At 69.0% G+C, this 18,056-nt stretch carries 8 protein-coding genes; 2 read left to right on the forward strand and 6 right to left on the reverse strand.

The window, feature by feature from the left end; all coding sequences use genetic code 11:
* Positions 1-62: 62 nt before the first annotated feature.
* A complete protein-coding gene (locus ACFXDJ_RS18945) occupies positions 63-326 on the reverse strand; it encodes a hypothetical protein (protein WP_384849707.1) in 264 nt (87 codons plus the stop codon).
* A gap of 97 nt (positions 327-423) precedes the next feature.
* On the opposite strand from ACFXDJ_RS18945, the gene ACFXDJ_RS18950 reads away from it, so the two are divergent.
* Complete coding sequence (locus ACFXDJ_RS18950) at positions 424-1,932, forward strand: MFS transporter (RefSeq protein WP_384649569.1); 1,509 nt, start codon at positions 424-426, stop codon at positions 1,930-1,932.
* Between the two features lie 54 nt (positions 1,933-1,986).
* Here ACFXDJ_RS18950 and ACFXDJ_RS18955 read toward each other — a convergent pair whose 3' ends face one another.
* Both ACFXDJ_RS18955 and ACFXDJ_RS18960 read right to left on the reverse strand, forming a co-directional pair.
* A complete protein-coding gene (locus ACFXDJ_RS18955; protein WP_384849710.1) occupies positions 1,987-4,248 on the reverse strand; it encodes a UvrD-helicase domain-containing protein in 2,262 nt (753 codons plus the stop codon).
* Positions 4,245-11,078 (reverse strand): DEAD/DEAH box helicase, encoded by a 6,834-nt coding sequence (locus ACFXDJ_RS18960; RefSeq protein ID WP_384849714.1) that lies wholly within the window; start codon positions 11,076-11,078, stop codon positions 4,245-4,247. The genes ACFXDJ_RS18955 and ACFXDJ_RS18960 overlap by 4 nt, the downstream gene beginning before the upstream one ends.
* 356 nt (positions 11,079-11,434) lie before the next feature.
* Between ACFXDJ_RS18960 and ACFXDJ_RS18965 the strand changes: the two genes are divergently transcribed.
* Positions 11,435-14,605 carry an AAA domain-containing protein gene (locus tag ACFXDJ_RS18965; RefSeq protein WP_384849717.1) on the forward strand — a complete coding sequence of 1,057 codons (3,171 nt, stop codon included), beginning with the start codon at positions 11,435-11,437 and terminating at the stop codon, positions 14,603-14,605.
* A 1-nt stretch (position 14,606) separates the two neighbouring features.
* On the opposite strand, the gene ACFXDJ_RS18970 is transcribed toward ACFXDJ_RS18965, so the two are convergent.
* Genes ACFXDJ_RS18970 through ACFXDJ_RS18980 form a run of 3 tightly spaced genes read right to left on the reverse strand, consistent with a single transcriptional unit; the run spans position 14,607 to position 18,043 of the window.
* Positions 14,607-15,539: a hypothetical protein gene (locus ACFXDJ_RS18970; protein WP_384649561.1), complete on the reverse strand. Its 933-nt coding sequence runs from the start codon at positions 15,537-15,539 to the stop codon at positions 14,607-14,609.
* Positions 15,540-15,581: 42 nt separating this feature from the next.
* Positions 15,582-16,730, reverse strand: a complete 1,149-nt coding sequence (locus ACFXDJ_RS18975; RefSeq protein ID WP_384649559.1) for a DUF3696 domain-containing protein — start codon at positions 16,728-16,730, stop codon at positions 15,582-15,584.
* On the reverse strand, positions 16,727-18,043 hold the full coding sequence (locus tag ACFXDJ_RS18980; protein ID WP_384849720.1) for a DUF262 domain-containing protein: 1,317 nt from the start codon (positions 18,041-18,043) through the stop codon (positions 16,727-16,729). The genes ACFXDJ_RS18975 and ACFXDJ_RS18980 overlap by 4 nt, the downstream gene beginning before the upstream one ends.
* Positions 18,044-18,056 lie beyond the last annotated feature (13 nt).

Below are 18,056 nucleotides of genomic sequence, written 5' to 3' on the forward strand. Positions count from 1 at the left end.
CAGTATTACTCGCGCGGTTACCGCGTATGGTTGCCGTCGGGGTATACCGGCAACCCCGACCATTAAACCCGGGGGGCGCCGGCCGCCCCCCCCCCGCGCCCCCCGCTGGTCTGCAGGGTCAGCGCCAGGGAGCTCAGGGCGGCGGCCCCCATCGCCGTCAGCATCACGGGGGAGTTCATCTTCATCAATTCGGCATGGAAGGACAGCCGCATGTCCACCGGCACCTTCCAGAAGGTCGGTCCCAGATTGACGGCGCCGTAGCCGAATGCACCGGCGAGCAGTCCGGTGGCGGTGACTGCAATGGCCTTCGTTATGCGAACACGCATCAGTCTTTCCTTAGTTGAGTAATCCGGCTCTTGCTGTACAAGTCGCCATGAGGACGAGGAAGTCCAACGGTAGCGGGGGCCACGACCTGGAGGTCCCATGTCATCCGTAGTACAGACCGACACGAGCCCCGGGACGGCGGACCCGGCCGGGTTCAGCCGCCGTCCGGTCCTCGCCCTGCTGGTCATCGCCGCGGCGGAGCTGATGGTAGTGCTCGACGCCACCATCGTGAACATCGCCCTGCCGAGCATCCAGGACGCGCTGGGCATGTCCGACGGCACCCTGGCCTGGGTGGTCAACGCGTATGCGGTCACCTTCGGCGGACTGATGCTCCTCGGCGGCCGGGCCGGCGACCTCTTCGGCCGCCGCCGCATGTTCCGGCTCGGCATCGTGACCTTCGTGCTGGCCTCGGTGCTCGGTGGCCTGGCCCCCAACGAGGCACTGCTCATCTGTGCCCGCGTGCTCCAGGGCGTGGGCGCGGCCATCGCGGCGCCCACCGCGCTCGCGCTGATCGCGACGAACTTCCCCGAGGGCAAGCAGCGCAACCGGGCCATGGGCACGTACGCCGCCATGGCCGGCGTCGGTTCGGTCCTGGGCCTGATCCTCGGCGGACTCCTCACCGAGTACCTCGACTGGCGCTGGGTACTGCTGGTGAACATCCCCATCGGCATCGCCGTGTTGGCCGGAACATCGGTCCTCGAGGAGGCCGATCGCGACCAGGGCAAGCTCGATCTCGTGGGCGCGGTAGCGGGCACCGCCGGTCTGCTCTGCCTGATCTACGGGGTCACCCGCGGCGGCCAGACCCACTTCACCGGCGGCCTCACGGCGACCTACTTCGCGGCCGCAGCGGTGCTGCTCGTGCTGTTCATGGAGCGGCAGGCCCGCATGGAACATCCCATGCTGCCCCTGCACATCCTGAAGGACCGCAGCCGTGCCGGCACGTACGCGACGCTGTTCCTCACCGGCTTCGGCATGTTCTCGACCTTCTACTTCCTGACCCTCTACATGCAGCACGTTCTGGACTACGGAGCGGTCAAGACCGGCCTGGCCTACCTGCCGTTCAGCGCCGGCATCGGCATGACGGCCCCCATCGCCTCGAAGCTCGTGGCCAAGCTACCGCCCCGGCTGGTGGCAGGGCCCGGCCTGCTCGTCGCCGCCACCGGGCTGTTCTGGCTGAGCCGGCTCACCCCGCACTCCTCCTACGCGGGCACCCTGATGCCGGCCATGTTCATCACCGCCGCCGGACTCGGCCTCTCCTTCGTGCCCCTGACGCTCGGCGCGGTACGGGGTGTCGACGAGGCCGACTCGGGCAGCGCGTCGGGCCTGCTCAACACCGCGCAGCAGATCGGTGGCGCCCTCGGCGTCGCCAGCCTCGCCATGCTGGCGCACAACTTCGCCGACACCCGCCTGCCGAAAGCCGGCAAGGTGTACGCCGACGCTGTGGACCGGGGGGACACCGCCCTCGTCGTGAAGGCCCAGGCGGCCATGACGTACGGTTTCACGCACGCCTTGGCCGCCGGGGCCCTGGTGTTCGTCACGGGCGCGCTGATCATGACCTTCGTCGTCACGGCCGGCAAGCAGGACGCGGCCCCGCGCGCCCAGGCCTGACTGGAGTGATGCCCGTGACGCTAGTTTGGGCAACCCCTTCGGTCCCCCCAGTGCTCACGGGGCGGGCAGGCGCAGCGGTTCGAGGAACGGGCTCGGACGACCGTGCCAGAAGATGGCGAGGCTGTCCCGGGACCGCGTGGCTGCGACGAAGAGCAGAGATCGGGCCCGTTGGAGCTCACGCCGATAACGGACGGCATCGGTGCTCCGCAGGCGGGTGACCGCCTCCCGGGGCACGAGCCCGTCCCTAACCCCCGCGATGACCATGCGCTGGTACTCGAGCCCCTTGAAGCGGAACATCGTGCCGATGTGGACGCCTTCGTCTCCACGGGGGCCCTCTGGGCCGATCTCGACGGCCTTGATCCCCTTGTGGGCGAGCAGGGTGTAAGCCAGTTCGCTCGCCATGGCGTTGGTCGGAACACAGATGGCGATCTGCCCGGGCGGTGTCGGCAGGGCGATCCAGTCGGCGAGGAGAGCGGCGATCGATTCCTGCTCGGACTCCCAGTCCTCGCACCCGTGCAGCTCGGGCATGCCTCCGGTCAGGACGGAGCGGTACCCCGCCAGGTCCTCGGTGCTGCCGTCCAGGTCGTCGAAGCTCTCGCCGCTGAGCACGCCGAGAGCGGAACCGAGGATCTGGCGCGTTGTGCGGTAGCTCAAAGTCAGTTTCGCCGAGCGCCCGCGGATGTGGATGCCCAGGCTTCCGAGCGTGACCTGGTTGCCGTAGATGCGCTGGTGCGTGTCACCCACCAGGAAGATGTCGTTTCCGGTACGCGGTGCCATGGCTCGCAGCAGCTTCCAGTGAGCGGCCCGCAGGTCTTGTGCCTCGTCGACCACGATGTGCTGGAAGCGGTGGCGCAGCCAGCCGGCGGAGCCGGCCTGGAGATGAATGTTGTCGAGCCCGCCTGCCTCCTCCCGTTGACGCTCGATGGTGTGGATCCGCCGCTCGCGGTCCATTTCGAGCCGGGCGGCGCGCTCGGCGACCTGCTCCCAGGTCTGCCGGCCGAGGCGGTCGAGCCGCTGGGTGAACCGTTCCGCGAGCTGCCAGATCTCGGCGCGCTCGGCCCGCCCGATGTTCTTGCCCCTTCCGGCGCGGCGTGCGCGGAAGTACTCGGTGCGGGAGACGACGGCCTGTCCCAGGATGACCTGCGTCCACTCGTCGTGCAGAAACTGGGCGTCCCACCCGGTCTCACCCAGCTCGTCGAGCATGGCACGCCATTCGCGGAGCGTCTGACTCTCATCGAGGGTCTGCTTGGAGCTACCGGGTTCGGCTTCGCGCACGACGCGCAGGGCGAGCTGGTCGACGTGGCTGATCTCCACCCGCGCCAACAGCTCCTCACCGCCCAGCTGTAGAAGTCGGGACTTCAGGTCGGCGGCGAGGTTCTTGTTGTACGTGGTGAGGAGGACGGGTTTGTTGCGGCCTGGAGGCAGCCGGTCGACCAAGTGCTTGACCCGGTGGAGGGCCACGATGGTCTTGCCGGTACCCGGCCCGCCCCCGACGCGGGCGGGGCCCGAGTACTCGCGTTCGACGAGCTTGGCCTGGGTCGGGTGGAGGAAGACCTTCCAGCGGCCGAAGTCGCCGCCCTCCAGCGCTTCGCGCAGTGCCTCGTCCGTCGTGGTGACCATGGTGGCCGGCCGCTCGGCAGCGGCCCGGAAGTCGTCGGTGTCGACGTCCGGAGTGGACACCGGTTTGGTGATCTGTTCCAGCACCGCGTCGTACGACGCACCGTCGTGGAGTGCGAGGAGCACTTCCGCGGTGAGCTGGGGGGCGTACTCGGCCAGGCCGAGGAGCTGATCCTCCGTGGTGAGCGTGCGGACGACCGGTACGAGCGGTCCTGCCACGCCGAGGTCGGTGAGCTGCTCGTCGGAGAACGCGGCGAACAGCAGGACGGGGGCGGGAACGGGTTCCGGTGCCGGGGAGGGCACGGCCAGGGGGGCGGTGGGCAGAGGAGCGGCCGCCCGACGAAGGACGCTCTCCTCGACGATCTCGAGGTCGACGTACTCGATGCCGCCGGTGACCCGGTTGATGCCGTACGAGAGCCGGTCGAGCTTCTCGTACGCTTCCTTGCGGTGCTTGACGGAGACGATGAGCCAGTCGGTGTCCGCCAGGCGCAGCAGCAGCACCCTGTACTCGTCATTGATGCGTGCCGACCAGAGCCGGTCGTGGCCCTCCAGCTGCTTCAGCCGCAGGCCCCGCAGCTGAGGGTTCTCCTTGAACTTGTGCTGGAAGTCGTAGATCGCGCCCTTGACCGCACGGGGCAGTCGCAGGATCTCCTTGTCCGCCTTGTCGAGCAGACGCAGGGTCACGCCTGTGGTCGTCATCGCTTCTGGTCTCCGTGGTTCGTGTCCGTGTCCGTGTCCGTGTCTTCGTCCTCGGCCGAGGCGAGGAGGTCCGCGATGTCCCGGGCGGTACAGGCGGTGGCGGTACGGATCCACCAGCCTGCCGAGGCGAACGCCTGGTCCCGGTCCTCGGCGTCGTGGTCCCGCTCTCCGTCGACCGGGCGGTGGGCCGTCACCACGGCGATCCGGGCGGTGGGCCAGGCGAGTTCGGCCATCCATCCGTGCTCGTCCAGTTCGTAGCCGGCCTCCGGAGCTGCCACGCCGAGCGTCGCGAGTCCCTGGGTGAGGGGGAGCAGCCCGGGTTCCTCGGGGTCGAGGAATTCCAGTACCCGTTCCCAAGCGGAGTCGTGGGCCGCATCGGAGGCGCGGGCCGGTGCGGGCGCTGCCGGCTCGGCGGGAACCTCGGCGGGCTGCGGGGCGGGCCCGTCCGACTCCGGGGCAGGCTTCTCGGCACCTTGGGACGCGAGCCAGCCCGGCCCACCGGTGACCATGAGGCCGTCGGTGGCGAAACCCTCCAGCAGGCTGGTTGTCAACTGGACGCCGTCACCGCCGCCGTGGTCCAGGAACTGGATCACGTTGCTCCAGTAGAGCCAGGCATGCCAGCGCTTCTTGTGCCCGGCTTCGTCCGACAGCACGTGGTCGCTGTCGTCGAGCACGGTCAGCGCGGTCCACGCCGGCGGACGGTGGCGACCGTCCGCCACGGCCGTCACGGCGCAGCCGGAGATGTCGACTGCCGAGAGCAGCTGGACCGGCCCTCGGGGCCCCTGGGGGGCAGCGCCTCTCAGTACGGAGACGAGTTGCGAACCGACTGCCTGCGGCAGCAGTGCGGCGATTCGGGCTCCGGCTCCCAGCAGCCCCGCGACGGCGGCTTCGGCTCGGCGTTGCCACAGGGAAGCGTCCGGCGCGCGCAGGTGGGCGAGCAGAAGGTCCGCCGGATTCACCCACAGGGTCGCGGACAGCTCGCCCGGCAGGCCCCCGTGCACACCCGCGTAGTAGTCACGCGCACGCTTCTGGCCCTGCTCCCCGTACGGCACCCAGACCGGCTGTTCGGGTCCCGCGCTCGCATAGCCCGTATCGCGGACCCGGGTCCGCCAGTCCTTCACGTCGTAGTACGTGAGCTGGAAGACCCTTATTCCGTCGGCGCGCAGCCGGGTCCGCTTCACGGCGTCGTCGGCCAGCCTGTCCTTGTGCTTCGGGCCGGCATGGAACTCGTATCCGTCGAGGTAGAGCGCGATCCGCGGACCGGGTGCGTCGGTTCGTTCGAAGAGGACGTCCGGTCGGCTGCCGTCGAGTACCCGTTGCTGGGAGACCCGCCAGCTGACGGTGGCGCCGTCGGCGCCGGTCAGCCGCAGGTCCATGGAATACGTCCCGGCCGTGGTCGTGTACGCGTCCGCGCTGGCCTTGGCCGAGAGCTGCTGGGCCCATTCGCCCAAGGTCTCCAGGAACATGACCTCCAGATCGCTTTCGGCCTGCTGCTCCAGCGGGATCTGGTGGGTGGCCTGAATCGGTGAGGTGGCCCAGTCGTTGCCGTCGGCTCCCAGCAGCTCGTCGAGCATCTGCCGGACCTCGTTGCGGCTGACCTTGTCGTAGTCGGAGGCCGGGACGCGGCGCAGCAGGCAGCGGTGGCAGCCGTCGAGGCCCTTCTCGATGCACGGGCAGCTCTCGATCACCTCCCGGGCTTTGAGCAGTACTTCGCGGAAGCCGTCGGATGTGGCGAGGCGGTGCAGGTAGCCGGTGCCGCCCGGCAGCCGGTCGTAGGCGACGAGGAAGCGGCGGGGCCATTCGGGGTCGGTGCCGTCGGGCATGGACGCCGCCGTGATGTCGATGTGGTCCGGGTCACCGCCGTAGCGGGCGGCGATACCGACGAACAGGGCGGCGGTGAAGGAGGCGAGTCGTTCCTTGACGCGGGCGACCGATGCGGGAAGCAGGATCCTGACGGCCTCGGTGGTCAGTTCGTGGGCAAGGAGCAGAGGTACGTCCTCACCCTTCCCCTGGCCCTCCGGAGTGCTCGTACGGACCTTGCGGCGCGGGCACCAGAGCTGGTGGTGAGCGCTGGCCTTGGTCGAGGCGGCGAGGGATTCGGTGAGCGCGTCCTGGTGGTGGTCCACGACGGGGCGGCCATCGGAGGTGGCTCCGCCACAACTCGTGCACACGTAGAACGGGTTGATCCTCACATCCGCCCCGGCGACGGGCACGGTACTGCTGCCGTCCTGCCGGTCGAGGCCCAGGTTGAGCGTGCGCACCACTGCCTGGCGGGTGAAGTCGACACCGAATACGGCCGTGTCGTGGCGCCAGGAACCCGGTGCCAGGTGCACGGGGTCGATGTCCACGGTCGTGAGCACCGCGTACCGGCGGCTGTCCCGCTCGTCCTTGTCGTCGCGGACCCGGGCGTCGTCCCGCTTGTCGCGCGACATGACCCGCTTCGGCTGGAGCACGCGCTGGACACAGCCGGCATCGGCGATTTCCCGACCGCCGCAGCGCGGGCAGGGGGAGGCGTCGGCCTCGGCGTTCTCGGTGCGGGCGTAGCCGCACGCCGGACAAAGTCGCCACACCGACCAGGCACGGCGCTCGGGGCTGCCGATGTCCAGGGCACGGACCACGTGCTTGTAGCCGTTGACGTAGAAGCTGTTTCCGGGCGCCAGTTCGGAAAGCGCGGACCGGCGCGAACGCTCGTAGTCCCGTACCTCGCTGCGGTAGGTCTTCTTGGCCCCTTCGGTCTCCGGCTCCTCGGTCCAGTAGAGCGTGGCCTCCAGCTGGGTGGTGGTGTCCGAGAGGGTGTAGTTGGGCAGGAGCCCGAGCTCGACGAGGGCCCCGTGTGCACTGGTCTGGTTGAGGTCGCGCAGCAGGTTGCCCGTGGCGTAGCGCTCGGCGCGCAGTTCGCGCCATTCGCGTTCCTGTTCGGGATCGCTGCGGACGAGCTGGTCCATCGCCGTGTCGATGGCCCGGATGCGGCGCCGGAGCTCCTCACCGCGGCCGGTCCACTCCTCCTCGGCTTCCTGGAGCGCCCGTACGATGCCGCCGCACGCGTACTTCCGCAGTTCCGCGGCGGCCTGGTCGGAGATCCCGGTGTCCGCCCGGCCCGGCAACGAGGGGAAGAGATCCAGGAACGACTCGACGAGTACGGTGCCATGGGCGAGGGCGGCGTCCGCGAGCTCCTGGCACCATGCGGTGCTGCCGAACAGCGCGGACACCAGGCGCGGCGCCGGCTGGAGCAGCTCGCCGTCGCTCGTGGAGAGCTGGCCTCGGGCCGCGAGGTCCAGGAGGTGGGCCGTGTACTGGCGGCGCAGGATCTCCACGGCGGAGAGGTAGCAGCCGGGCGGCACGATGTCCCCGGCGATCATCTCCCGGGGCTCGTCGAGGTAGTACAGGTCACGAGCCCGGCGGCCGCCGAAGGCCACCACCAGGGCGTTGCCCGTTTTACGGCCCGCACGGCCCGCGCGCTGAACGTAGTTGGCCGGCCCCTTGGGAAGCGATCCCAGCAGTACGGCGGACAGGTCGCCGATGTCGATGCCGAGTTCCAGCGTGGGTGTGCACGACAGCACGTTCGGATCGGTGTAGTGGGTGCCGTCGCGGAAGGTCCGCTCCACCCGCTCACGCTGAGCTCGGGTCAGCATGCCGGTGTGCTCGGCCGTGACGACCCGGAAGGTGCCGCCCGTCCGGTAGAGATGCCGGTAGTAGTCGTCGCGGTAGTCCCGCGGCCGGGGGCCGCCGAAGCTCGTGGAACCGGACGGGGCAACGGTGGACAGGCCCGGTTGGGGTGCGGTGATCTGGCCGCGGCAGCGGTACCGGGGGCAGGGATGCCCGTACCAGCGCGTTCTCCGGGAGGGATGCACCACCTGCTGCCATCCGCATGCCTCGCAGGTCACGAATGCCTTGTTGACGATGTCGTCCTCAAGGAGCCGCACCTCGACGTGGCCGGGCTGCAGGCCGTAGACCTTTGTGGTCCGGTCCTGCGCCGTACGTACTGCGAGGAGTCCCTCGTCGACGAGTACGGGCAGCATCCGGCGGAGGTACTCGGCTGCCCCGGCGGCGTCGAGCCCCAGACAGCGGCGCGCCCAGTCCTGGTACCAGCCGGCGCGAGCCGTCATCGAGTCGAAGTCGGACCTTCCCTTCTCGCCGTCGAGCACGAAGCGCGGAGCGGCCACGCCGTCGGGGAAGGCGGGCATGCCGTCGGGACGGCCGCCCCAGATCTTGAACCGGGTCACTCCGGCGTCCTTCATCCAGGGCTCCAGCCACCGGTGCCGGACTCCGCCGCGCAGCCGGACCCGCTCCAGCAGCCCGCGCACGAAGGCCAGATAGCGCTCGGCCGTCGGCAGACCGGTGCCGAGGAGCTGGCCCGGCAGGGTCATGTGTATGTCGCGCGCGAGCATGGTGATGCGGTGCTGGTCCTCGATGACGACCTCGGCGGCCGCCGTCCGGGTCAGCTCCAGGGTGCGGCCCTGCCGGGAACGGAGCCCGAACTCCATCACGGTGGCGAAGGCGAGCCGTTCTCCGATGAGCTTCCAGGTCCGCAGGTCACCCGTGCCGCGCCCGGAGAGCAGCCGGTCCACGCCGGGCTCGTCGTACAGGTCGGGAGGGACGACGGCGGCAAGGGCCTGCGGGTCCTCGACGGAGTCGAGCACATTGCCGATCAGGTCGTTGAGAGCCAGCGGCTTGCCGGACTCGTCCAGGTTGCGCGCGAGGAGCGATCGCAGCGAGAAGGTGAACGACCGGTTCGCCACGTATCCCGCACGGTGGGCGGCGTCCTGGGTCGAGTCGTTGAACAGGAGGGTCTTGCGTTCCTCCGCTTCCAGTGCGACTTCCTGGCCGGTGAACAGCTGAGTCACCGTCGCGGCCGCAAGGGCGGCGAGCCGGGTACCGAGGAAGCGCATCGAGTTGTCGGTGTCGCATGCGGGGCAGCGCTGGTCGACAGAGGCTTTGTCGGCGGTCTTCTTGTCGGTGATCGCGAAGACGAAGCCGGCGTCCTGGAGGTTGCCGTCGTCCTGGGCCACAGGCAGGCGGTACGTACCCTGCGCACCATCCAGGATCAGCGCCGGAAGCTGTCCGCTTCCCGAAGCGGGCCGGGACTGTCCCACCACGGCGAGCGCATCCTGCTGCTCCGAAGGCGTGGCGGCGATGAAGTAGCGGACCCGCCGCTTCTCCCGGCCCACGCTCGCGCGCCAGATCTTGTCGTGAGCCATCACCAGCTGCTGCGGATCGGCTTCCGGGGAGATGGCTGCCCAGCCGGAGCGGCCGCAGTTCCGGCAGTACACGGCAGGCAGCCGTACGCTCGACTGCCGGACCGTGGTGTCGGCGCCGATCGCGGACTGTGCCCGGCGAGAGCGGGACACCATGCCGATCCGAGCGCTCTCGGGCTCCTCGTCTGCCTCCGGGGGTACCGCCCGCAGGGCGGAGCGCCGGCTGCGATCGTCCTCGTACCAGTGGAACTCGGGCTTACCGGGGCCGACTCCGCGCAGGATCCGTCCCACCGGTCGTACCCAGAGGTGGGTCTCCACGTGGAGCAGCGGCCGCGGGCGGCGTTCGTCCGATTCCGGATCGCGGGCGGCGGACAGCAGGGCCACGAACCGTGCGAGGGCGGCGAGGGCGAGGCGGGGGTTCTCCCGGGCGGTACGCCCCCAGGCGTAGCCGAACCGGCCGAGGCGGTCCCGCAACTCCCATTCGCTGAGCGGATCCCCGTCCAGGAGGGAGAGCACTCCCTGGGTGAAGTCGTGCTGCTTGAGCAGTCGCCCGATCTCGAACGCGGACAGGCCGTCCTGTCCCAGCATCCGTGCTGCCAGGGCATTGAGATCGAGCTTGTCCGGACGTGACACCACGTCCGGACCGCCGGAGCAGGCGATGACCTCCTCGGGCGAGGGCGGCTCGGGCAGGCCGTAGTTCACCGGGCCGGTGAACTGCTCGGGCGTCATGCGTTCCTCGCCCACCAGGGCGTCCGCGGGGAACGGCATCCCGAAGACCTGCGCCGCCACCTCCAGGATGCCGCCGGGTCCGGCTCCCGGCCCGGCCTCACCTAGGGTCGCCGAAGTCGCCACCGGGCAGATCGAACCGAGAGGCCGTCCCGGCTCGCTCTGGCCCGTGGTCATCGCCAGGCGGCGCAGCAGCATGGCGACGTCCGTGCCCTGTGCACCGTCGTACGTGTGGAACTCGTCCAGTACCACGTACTGGATCCGGGAGTCCTGCCACAGCGCGCGGTCCTCGCTCCGCTGGAGCAGCAGGTCGAGCATCTTGTAGTTCGTGATGAGCAGGTCGGGCGGTGACTGCCGCATCTCCTCGCGCCGCGTCATCACCCGGCGGAAGTCGGTGTCCGGCCGGTCGCCGATGTAGAGCCCCGCCGTCACCTGGGCGAGCTCGGGCTGCGCCAGATAGTCGCCGATCCGGCTCGCCTGGTCGGAGGCGAGCGCATTCATCGGGTACAGCAGTACGGCCTTGACCCCGCGCCGGCCGAGGGCTTTCTCGCGGCGGCAATGGTCGAGCGCGGGGATGAGGAACGACTCGGTCTTCCCGGAACCCGTCCCCGTCGTGACGAGGGTCGGCCGGGCCGGCCCGTGCAGCGTGCTCAGCCGTTCGTACGCTTTGGCCTGGTGCCGGTACGGGGTGAACCCGGGATTCCATTCCAGGTGTTTCTCCCACCCGGCGTCCGCCTTGTGGAAGGGAGTCCTGATCCGCAGGTAGGGGCCGCGGAACATTCCGGTCTCCGGATGCTCCAGGAACCGCTCCAAAGCCCGCCGGGTGTCCTCGTCGGTCAGCGCGTACGTCGTCGTGAGGTACTGGGTGAGACTGCCCCGCAACTGAGCGGCGGCAAGCGTGGGCCTCACGACGTTCTCCCTTGCTTCGTACCAGGTCGGTGAGCTGCGTCAACGGTATATGCCGCCTCGGACATGCGGGTCAGAAGTCCGGGTGACGGAAGCCGGGGCATGGCCGAAATAGGAACGGATCCAGTCTCGAACCTTTCCTTTCCCCCTGCGAAGGCCGCCGCTTTCACGCAATGCCTGGTGCGGGCACCCCTTCAAGATCTACCATTCGCGAGCCGAAAGGGGGAGCTTTGGGCTGGCGCGAGGAGATCACCACAGCGGTCGACGAATGGATCGGGGTGGAAGGGGGAGCGGGTCAGCGTCCGAGATGGCGCAGGATCGGCAGGGCGACCCGTGCCGGCGATCCGGGCGGCTACGCCGTGGATCTGCGTGGAACCGAGCTCAATCCCGACCAGCTCGAAAGCCTCCGCCTTGCGGGGCCGGAGGAATCCGGTGTGGAGGCCGGATTCGCCGTTACCGAGACCGTGCAGACCGGTTCGTCCCTGACCGTCAGGATTGCCGAGTTCGCGGACCCGGCCGACCCCTTCCTGTGGGTCCTGCAACAGCCCCCGACCTTCCTGCTGGAGGCCCTCAGAGACGGCTTCGCCGGATTGGGAGACACCCCGCTCGGCAGCCTGCTCGCCTCCGGCCGCCCTGCCGGTGAGCCTGCCCGGACCGAGGCGCCAGCCGGTCTGTTTCCCGAGCAGGTGGAGGCGTACCGGGCCTGCCTGGGGACGGGCGTCCGGCTCGTATGGGGGCCTCCCGGTACGGGGAAGACCATGGTCCTCACGCTGGCCATCGGTGACCTGATCGCCGCGGGCAAGCGGGTTCTGCTGGTCTCCGCGACCAATATCGCCGTGGACAACGCCCTGAAGGGCGTCCTCAGGGGACGCCGCCACAACCCCGGCGACATCGTCCGGGTGGGCCCGCCCCAGCTGAAGGAGATAGCCGACGACCCGGAGGTGTCCCTGCCCCTCATGGTCCGGGCCCGGCTGGCCGACGTAGAGCAGAGGCGTGCCCGGACGTCGGCGGAGCTGCTGGGCATCCGCAGACGCGCGGAGGATCTCGCGGAGCTGGACGCGGGCCTCGTACGGTTCGACGCCGTGGCCTACGCGAAGGCCAGGGCCCTGGTGGCGGAGCCGTTCGGTGATGCCGCCTCCCGTGACGTACGGGTGACGGAACTGGAGAAGGCCGCGAGGGAAGTCGCCCAGTCATTGGCAGCGGCCGACCGTGCTGTGGCCCGGGCCCTGAAGGACCGCGACGATGCCGCGGACTCGCGTCACCTCTGGAAGCAGGTCGACGCACTCCTCGACGAAGCCGACCGGGTGGAGCGGGTGGCCACGGCAGCCGAGTCTGCCGCCCTTCAGACGGAGGACCGGCTGCGCGAAACCCGGCGCGCCCTACGAGAGATCGAGAACCGGAGCGGGCTCGCCAAGCTGCGTTCACGCAGCGAGCACGCCAAGGCCAAAGCCGCGTGCGACGAGGCAGGCCTCCACTACGAAGACGCGTACGAGCATGCCCGCAAGGCCCGCGGCATCACCGATCGGCGCCGCGCTCAGATCGCCGCGCAGACGGGGGAGATGGCCCGCATGATCCCCTTCTCCAGTACCGAGATCGAACGACGTGACACGGCTGCGCGCGACACCGCAGCCGGTCACCGGGCCCTCACCCGGTCCGCGGCCGAGCTGCGGGCGGCCCTCGCCGCGGCCGAAAGCGAAGCCGGGCGCGCACGCACTGCCGAGGCGCTCATCGCCACTGCCGAGCAACACGGATGGCCGACCCGGCAAGGGAAGGCCGAGGCTCTGCGCCCTGCCGTCACCGCGGAAGCGGTTCGCAAGGGTGCGCTGGAACAGCAGTACAAGGACATCCAGGACGAGTACGAGCGACTCGCCCGAGACGCCCAGGGTGAGATCATCAAGAACGCTCGTCTCGTCGCCACGACCCTGGCCCGCTTCCGCACCAACCGCCACGTCTTCTCCGGCCACTACGACGTGGTGCTGATCGATGAGGTCGGCGCGGCCTCCCTGCCGGAGGTGCTGCTCGCTGTCGCCCACGCCCAGCAGGCGGCCGTACTCCTCGGGGACTTCATGCAGCTGGGTCCGGTCGTCCCCCGGGCGCTGAAGGAGAAAGAGCGCCCCGACATCCAGCGCTGGCTGGTCCCGGATGTCTTCCAGCACTGCGGCATATCCGACCCGGCGGCGGCACGGATGCACCCCGCCTGCACGACCTTGGTGACCCAGAACCGGTTCGGCCGTGCGGTGATGGGCCTGGTGAACGGCCTGGCCTACGGCGGCGTGCTACAGGCAGGCCCAGTCGTACGGGACTCCAGGAGCCCCGATGATCCCGAGATCGTGCTGATCGACACCGACGGGCTCCATGAACTCGCCCATGTCCACCTCACCGGCCCCAGCAAGGGGTGGTGGCCCGCGGGACCGCTCATCTCCCGGGCCCTGATCGATCTGCACGGCGGGGACGGCGAAACCACCGGCGTGGTCACCCCGTACGGAGATCAGGCCGAGGCCACCCTGGAGGCGCTGCGCGACGTCGAACGCGACGGCAGCCCGAGCGCCGAGGTGGGCACCGCGCACCGGTTCCAGGGCCGGGAGTTCCCCATCGTCGTCTTCGACACGGTCGAAGGCGAACACGGCCGGCCGCTGTGGATGGCGAAAGCATCGCGCGAGCCGGAGGCGAACGACTGGATGCGGAACGGGGTCAGGCTGTTCAACGTGGCCATGACCCGCGTACAGACCCGTGTGTACGTCATCGCGAGCGGCACGCGCATCCGGGAGGTGGCGCGGAAGGCGCCGGACTCCCCGTTCGGACAGCTGGACGCCCTGGTCGGTACGCCGGGGGTACGGGTCCTCCCGGCCAAGTCGTTGATCACACCCCCCGAGCTGAACGTGTCACGAGGAGAGTTCGGCGACCGCCTGGCGGAGGTCCTCTCGCGGCACGTGGAAGTCAGCGACGTCGACGACGAGACGACGTTCTACGCGTCCTTCGTCGCGGCCATCAGGAGTGCGAAGACATCCCTGTGGCTGTGGACCCCCTGGGTGGCTCGGCGCGTCCGGATGATCCTCCCCGAGCTCCGCGCCGCCGTCGACCGGGGCGTACGAGTGACCGTATTCGTCCGCGACCCCAGCGACCAGCTTCAGAAGAAGCCGGCGAACGCGTCTCTAGTCGAGGATCTGCGCGCGGTCGTCCACACGGTGGTTCCGATGCACGTCATGCACCAGAAGATCGTCGTCGTGGACGAGAAGACCGTGATGCTCGGCAGCCTCAACGCCCTGTCCCAGAGCTGGACCCGCGAGGTCATGGTGACGATGCGCGGAGCATACTTCGCCCGCAAGATCCTCACCCATGAGCACGCCGAAATCTTCGCCCGTCCGCCGAAGTGCCCGAAGTGCGGGCAGGACGACATCGAGATCAGACGCGGCGCGAAGGAGAACTGGTATTGGCGCTGCTACAACACGCAGTGCCCGACGGGCGGTGGAAACAAGGCCTGGAAGAAGGACATCGACCTCTGGCGCCGTCCGGGCAGCACGAAGCCGTAACTCACCGCGAGTTGCGGGGGACGTCCTCCGTCAGGCGCTTCCGGCCGATGTAGCCGATACGGACGCGACCCTCGTCGGTAACCACCCTCAGGTGGATGCGACCGGGCCTCGGCCGGAACCGTGTGTGAAGGCTGAACAACTGCTTGGTCCCGTCGATATCGGTGAAGTTGCACAGCCCGAGATTCATCCGGGTCTCGCTCTCGGGGACCACTTTGATGGGCCAGGCCGGTTCCGAATCCCCGGGCTTCCAGGCCTCGGCCGCCGTATTGAGCGCAAGGAGCGCTGCCCGGACCGAGGGCACGGAAACAACCGGTAGGTCCTTCAGGTTGCTCTCCACCCCCGGAGCGAAATCGAGGGACGCGAAGAGGGTCTCCCGTTCCTCCCACAGCTGCGCACCGGAGGTCACGGAGTTCGCCGCACTGTCGCGGATCCACTCGGCATGCTCGGCGACGTGCTCGGGCGTCGAAGCGTGCCGGACCTCTGCGCTGTCCTCCTGGACTTCGTCCTCGTCGACGAGTACGTACTCGACACTCAGCCAGGAGGCGTTCCAGGGCGGAGCGGTGGGAAGGCTGACGGCCAGCGTGTCCATGAGATGGGCGGCAGCGAGCCCGAGGACCGGGTCGCCGTCGTGGCGGTATTCGACTTCCTGGTCCTCGGGAGGGGCCGGCAGCACCTCGGAGTGCGGGGCCTTGCGGCGCAGCCGCTGCATGAACGCCCAGTGGTCCCGGTTCCGGACATCGTTGCGCCATCGAGCGATGGGGTAGCCCGGGGATATCTCCACCGTCTCCATCGCCACCTCGCTCACGAGAGCCACCCCGTTGTCCACGCGCCGGACGGCCTGGCAGACCTTCACGAAATCGCGCATGGCCTGCCCTGCCTCCTCCTGCGAGCAGTCGGATTCGCACGATTTCTCGTTGAAGAACATGAGCACCATGAAGCGCCCCCCTGTGGCTTCTGGAACTGACGGATGGGCTGGTCAGCCCAGCAGCTGGTCGAGCGTGTTCTCAGCCTCGTCGAAGAAGCCCTCGGGCCACTCGGAGAGCGATCCGTCCGAAGAGACGGTCGGGGTGATGATCTGCACGCCGGCCCCGTTGCCCCGGAAGAAGTGCACGGCGGTGTCCGCGGCCGCCAGCCGCCCCTGCTTGACGGCGAGCCGGGTTCCGTCGAGCACGTGGTCGCTGTGGGTCTCGACGATGAGCTGGGCACCGGCGGATGCCGCGGCGGCGATGAGGGAGGCCATACGGGACTGGCCGCGCGGATGCAGGTGGGCCTCGGGGTTCTCCAGCAGGATGAGGCTGCCCGGCCCGGCGGTGAGACACGCCACGACGATGGGGAGGGCGTAGGTGAGCCCGAATCCGACGTTCGTCGGCCGCCTCCGGCGGGTGGAGTCGAGACCTGCCGTGCCGCGGAATCCGAAGCTGAGACGCACGGAGTCGATCCCCGGAATCTCAGTGGCTTCGAGGTTCACCCCGGGGCACAGCTCCTGCATCCACGCGGTGACCTGGTCGAGCAGCGTGTGTCCGGAGGCTTGCGGATGACGCAGCGGGTGGCCTTCTGGTACGACGTCCGGCGCGTGATGCCGCAGGAAGTTGACGGCATGCTCGCCGCGTGACCCGAGGAAGCCGCGGCCGATCGCCTGGTGGTGAGACCGGGGATAAGTGGTGGCCGGCACGATCCGGTCGGCCTTGAGGTACTGGAAACGCCGGGAGAAGAGGGGCACGTCACCCCAGTCCGCCGGCCGGGTGGAAAGTTCGAGCGGCAGTACATCCTGCTCGGGCGCGTAACGCGCGGACCAGGTGTACGTCTCTTTGTCGGAGGTCAGGAACGCGACGGAGATCAGCGGATCCATGCCCGCCCGCTCGGTGGTGGGGTCCTCGTGCAGCAGGTCCCGGCCCGTACCCAGCTCCACCAGGTCACCGTCGAGGAGGAAGCCGCCGTGGCTGTCGGCGTCGCCGTCGGTGGACATGAGGGTGCCCGAGTCGTACGACTGGCGCAGCAGCGCCAGGGACTGTAGAACCGTGCTCTTGCCGGAGGAGTTCAGGCCGGTGAGGAGCGTGACAGGGGCGAGCCGGATGTCGGCAGACCGGAAAGCCTTGAAGTTGGTCAGTGACAACTGTTCGATCACTGGGTGCTGCCCCCGTTGTTCTCCAGGACGGTACGGAAGAGTCCTCGGACCTTGGCGAAGCGGTTGACCACCTTGACCCGGTCACCGGTGCCCACGGACACGGCGCGCTCGAAGTCGGGGTCGGCCATGAGCTGCTGGAAACCCTCGGTCACCTGTTCGCGGGAGGCTACCAGCGCTGATCGCTCGTGGTCCGAGAGGACGGCCAGGTTCACGGAAACTGTCTCAAAGATGGCCTTGTTGACCGGCGAGCGCCGGGTCTGTCCCGGGAACTGCTTACGGAAGGTGTGGCCTCCGAAGATTTCCTCGGCTGTGACCATGGCTCGCTTGAAGTCGCGGGCGTGTGTCGCCCGCTCCTCGTCCGTCAGCCGGTTGACCTGGCGCATGGTTTGGGCAAGGAACTGGTCGAAGTCCTGGCTCCTGAACAAGTCGGGATCGGTCAGCCGGAAGGCGAGGTGGCGGAGCACCATCTCGCGGTCGGCCATACGTTCGCCGGAGACGCGGTAGCCCGTGGCCGACGCGAACTCCGGCGAGAAGGCGAGCGAGGACAGAAGCTCTCGCGCCGGGCCGGGAATCAGCGCGTGCCGGATCTCCTGCCGTGTCAGGGGCAGACCGCCGGTGTTGATACGCGCGAAGATGTTGAACTTGACCTCTTCCGGCGTACCGGGGCGGATGAGGTGGACGACGACCTGTGTTTCGTTGAGGCGGATCTGCATGCGCCCCGACAGATCGCCGTAGCCCTTGCCCTCGAAGTCCTCCCGGAGATACTCCAGCCCGCGCAACTTGAGCGGTCCGGCATGGATGCCCGCCACCTCCGCCAGCGCGTCAGGGGCGATGAACCGCGCGATGGCCGTGAGCCGCTGGATGCCGTCGACGATGGCCCACGAACTGTCCTCGACCCATGTGCTGTCCTCGTTCTCCGCTGCGTAGAAGGAGGGGAGCGGGATGCGCAGGAGAAGCGACTCGATCAGCCGACTCTGCTGTTCATCCGACCAGATGCCCGCTTTGCGCTGGAAATCGGGGGCGAGATCGATCATCCCGTGGCTCAGCCGGGAGATCAGCAGGTTGATGGTCGGATTGAGGGTCTGGATCTCCATCTTGGACGGGTCGTAGGGCGCCGTGACGCGGTCCTCGGAACCGTACGCCTCGTCGTCGGGCTGCTCCAGCTCGACATCGGTGCTCTGACCACCCGCCCCGATCTCCACCAGGAAGCCCACGCTGTCCTCGGCGGAGGAATCCTCCAGATAGCGGCCGTAGCGAGACAGCTGATCCTTCGAGTGGGGTGCGCGGTTGCTGCCGCTGTCCTCCGGTGACATGTTTCGCGTCCGT

The sequence above is a fragment of the Streptomyces sp. NPDC059443 genome, assembly GCF_042750105.1.
Taxonomy (GTDB): Bacteria; Actinomycetota; Actinomycetes; order Streptomycetales; family Streptomycetaceae; genus Streptomyces.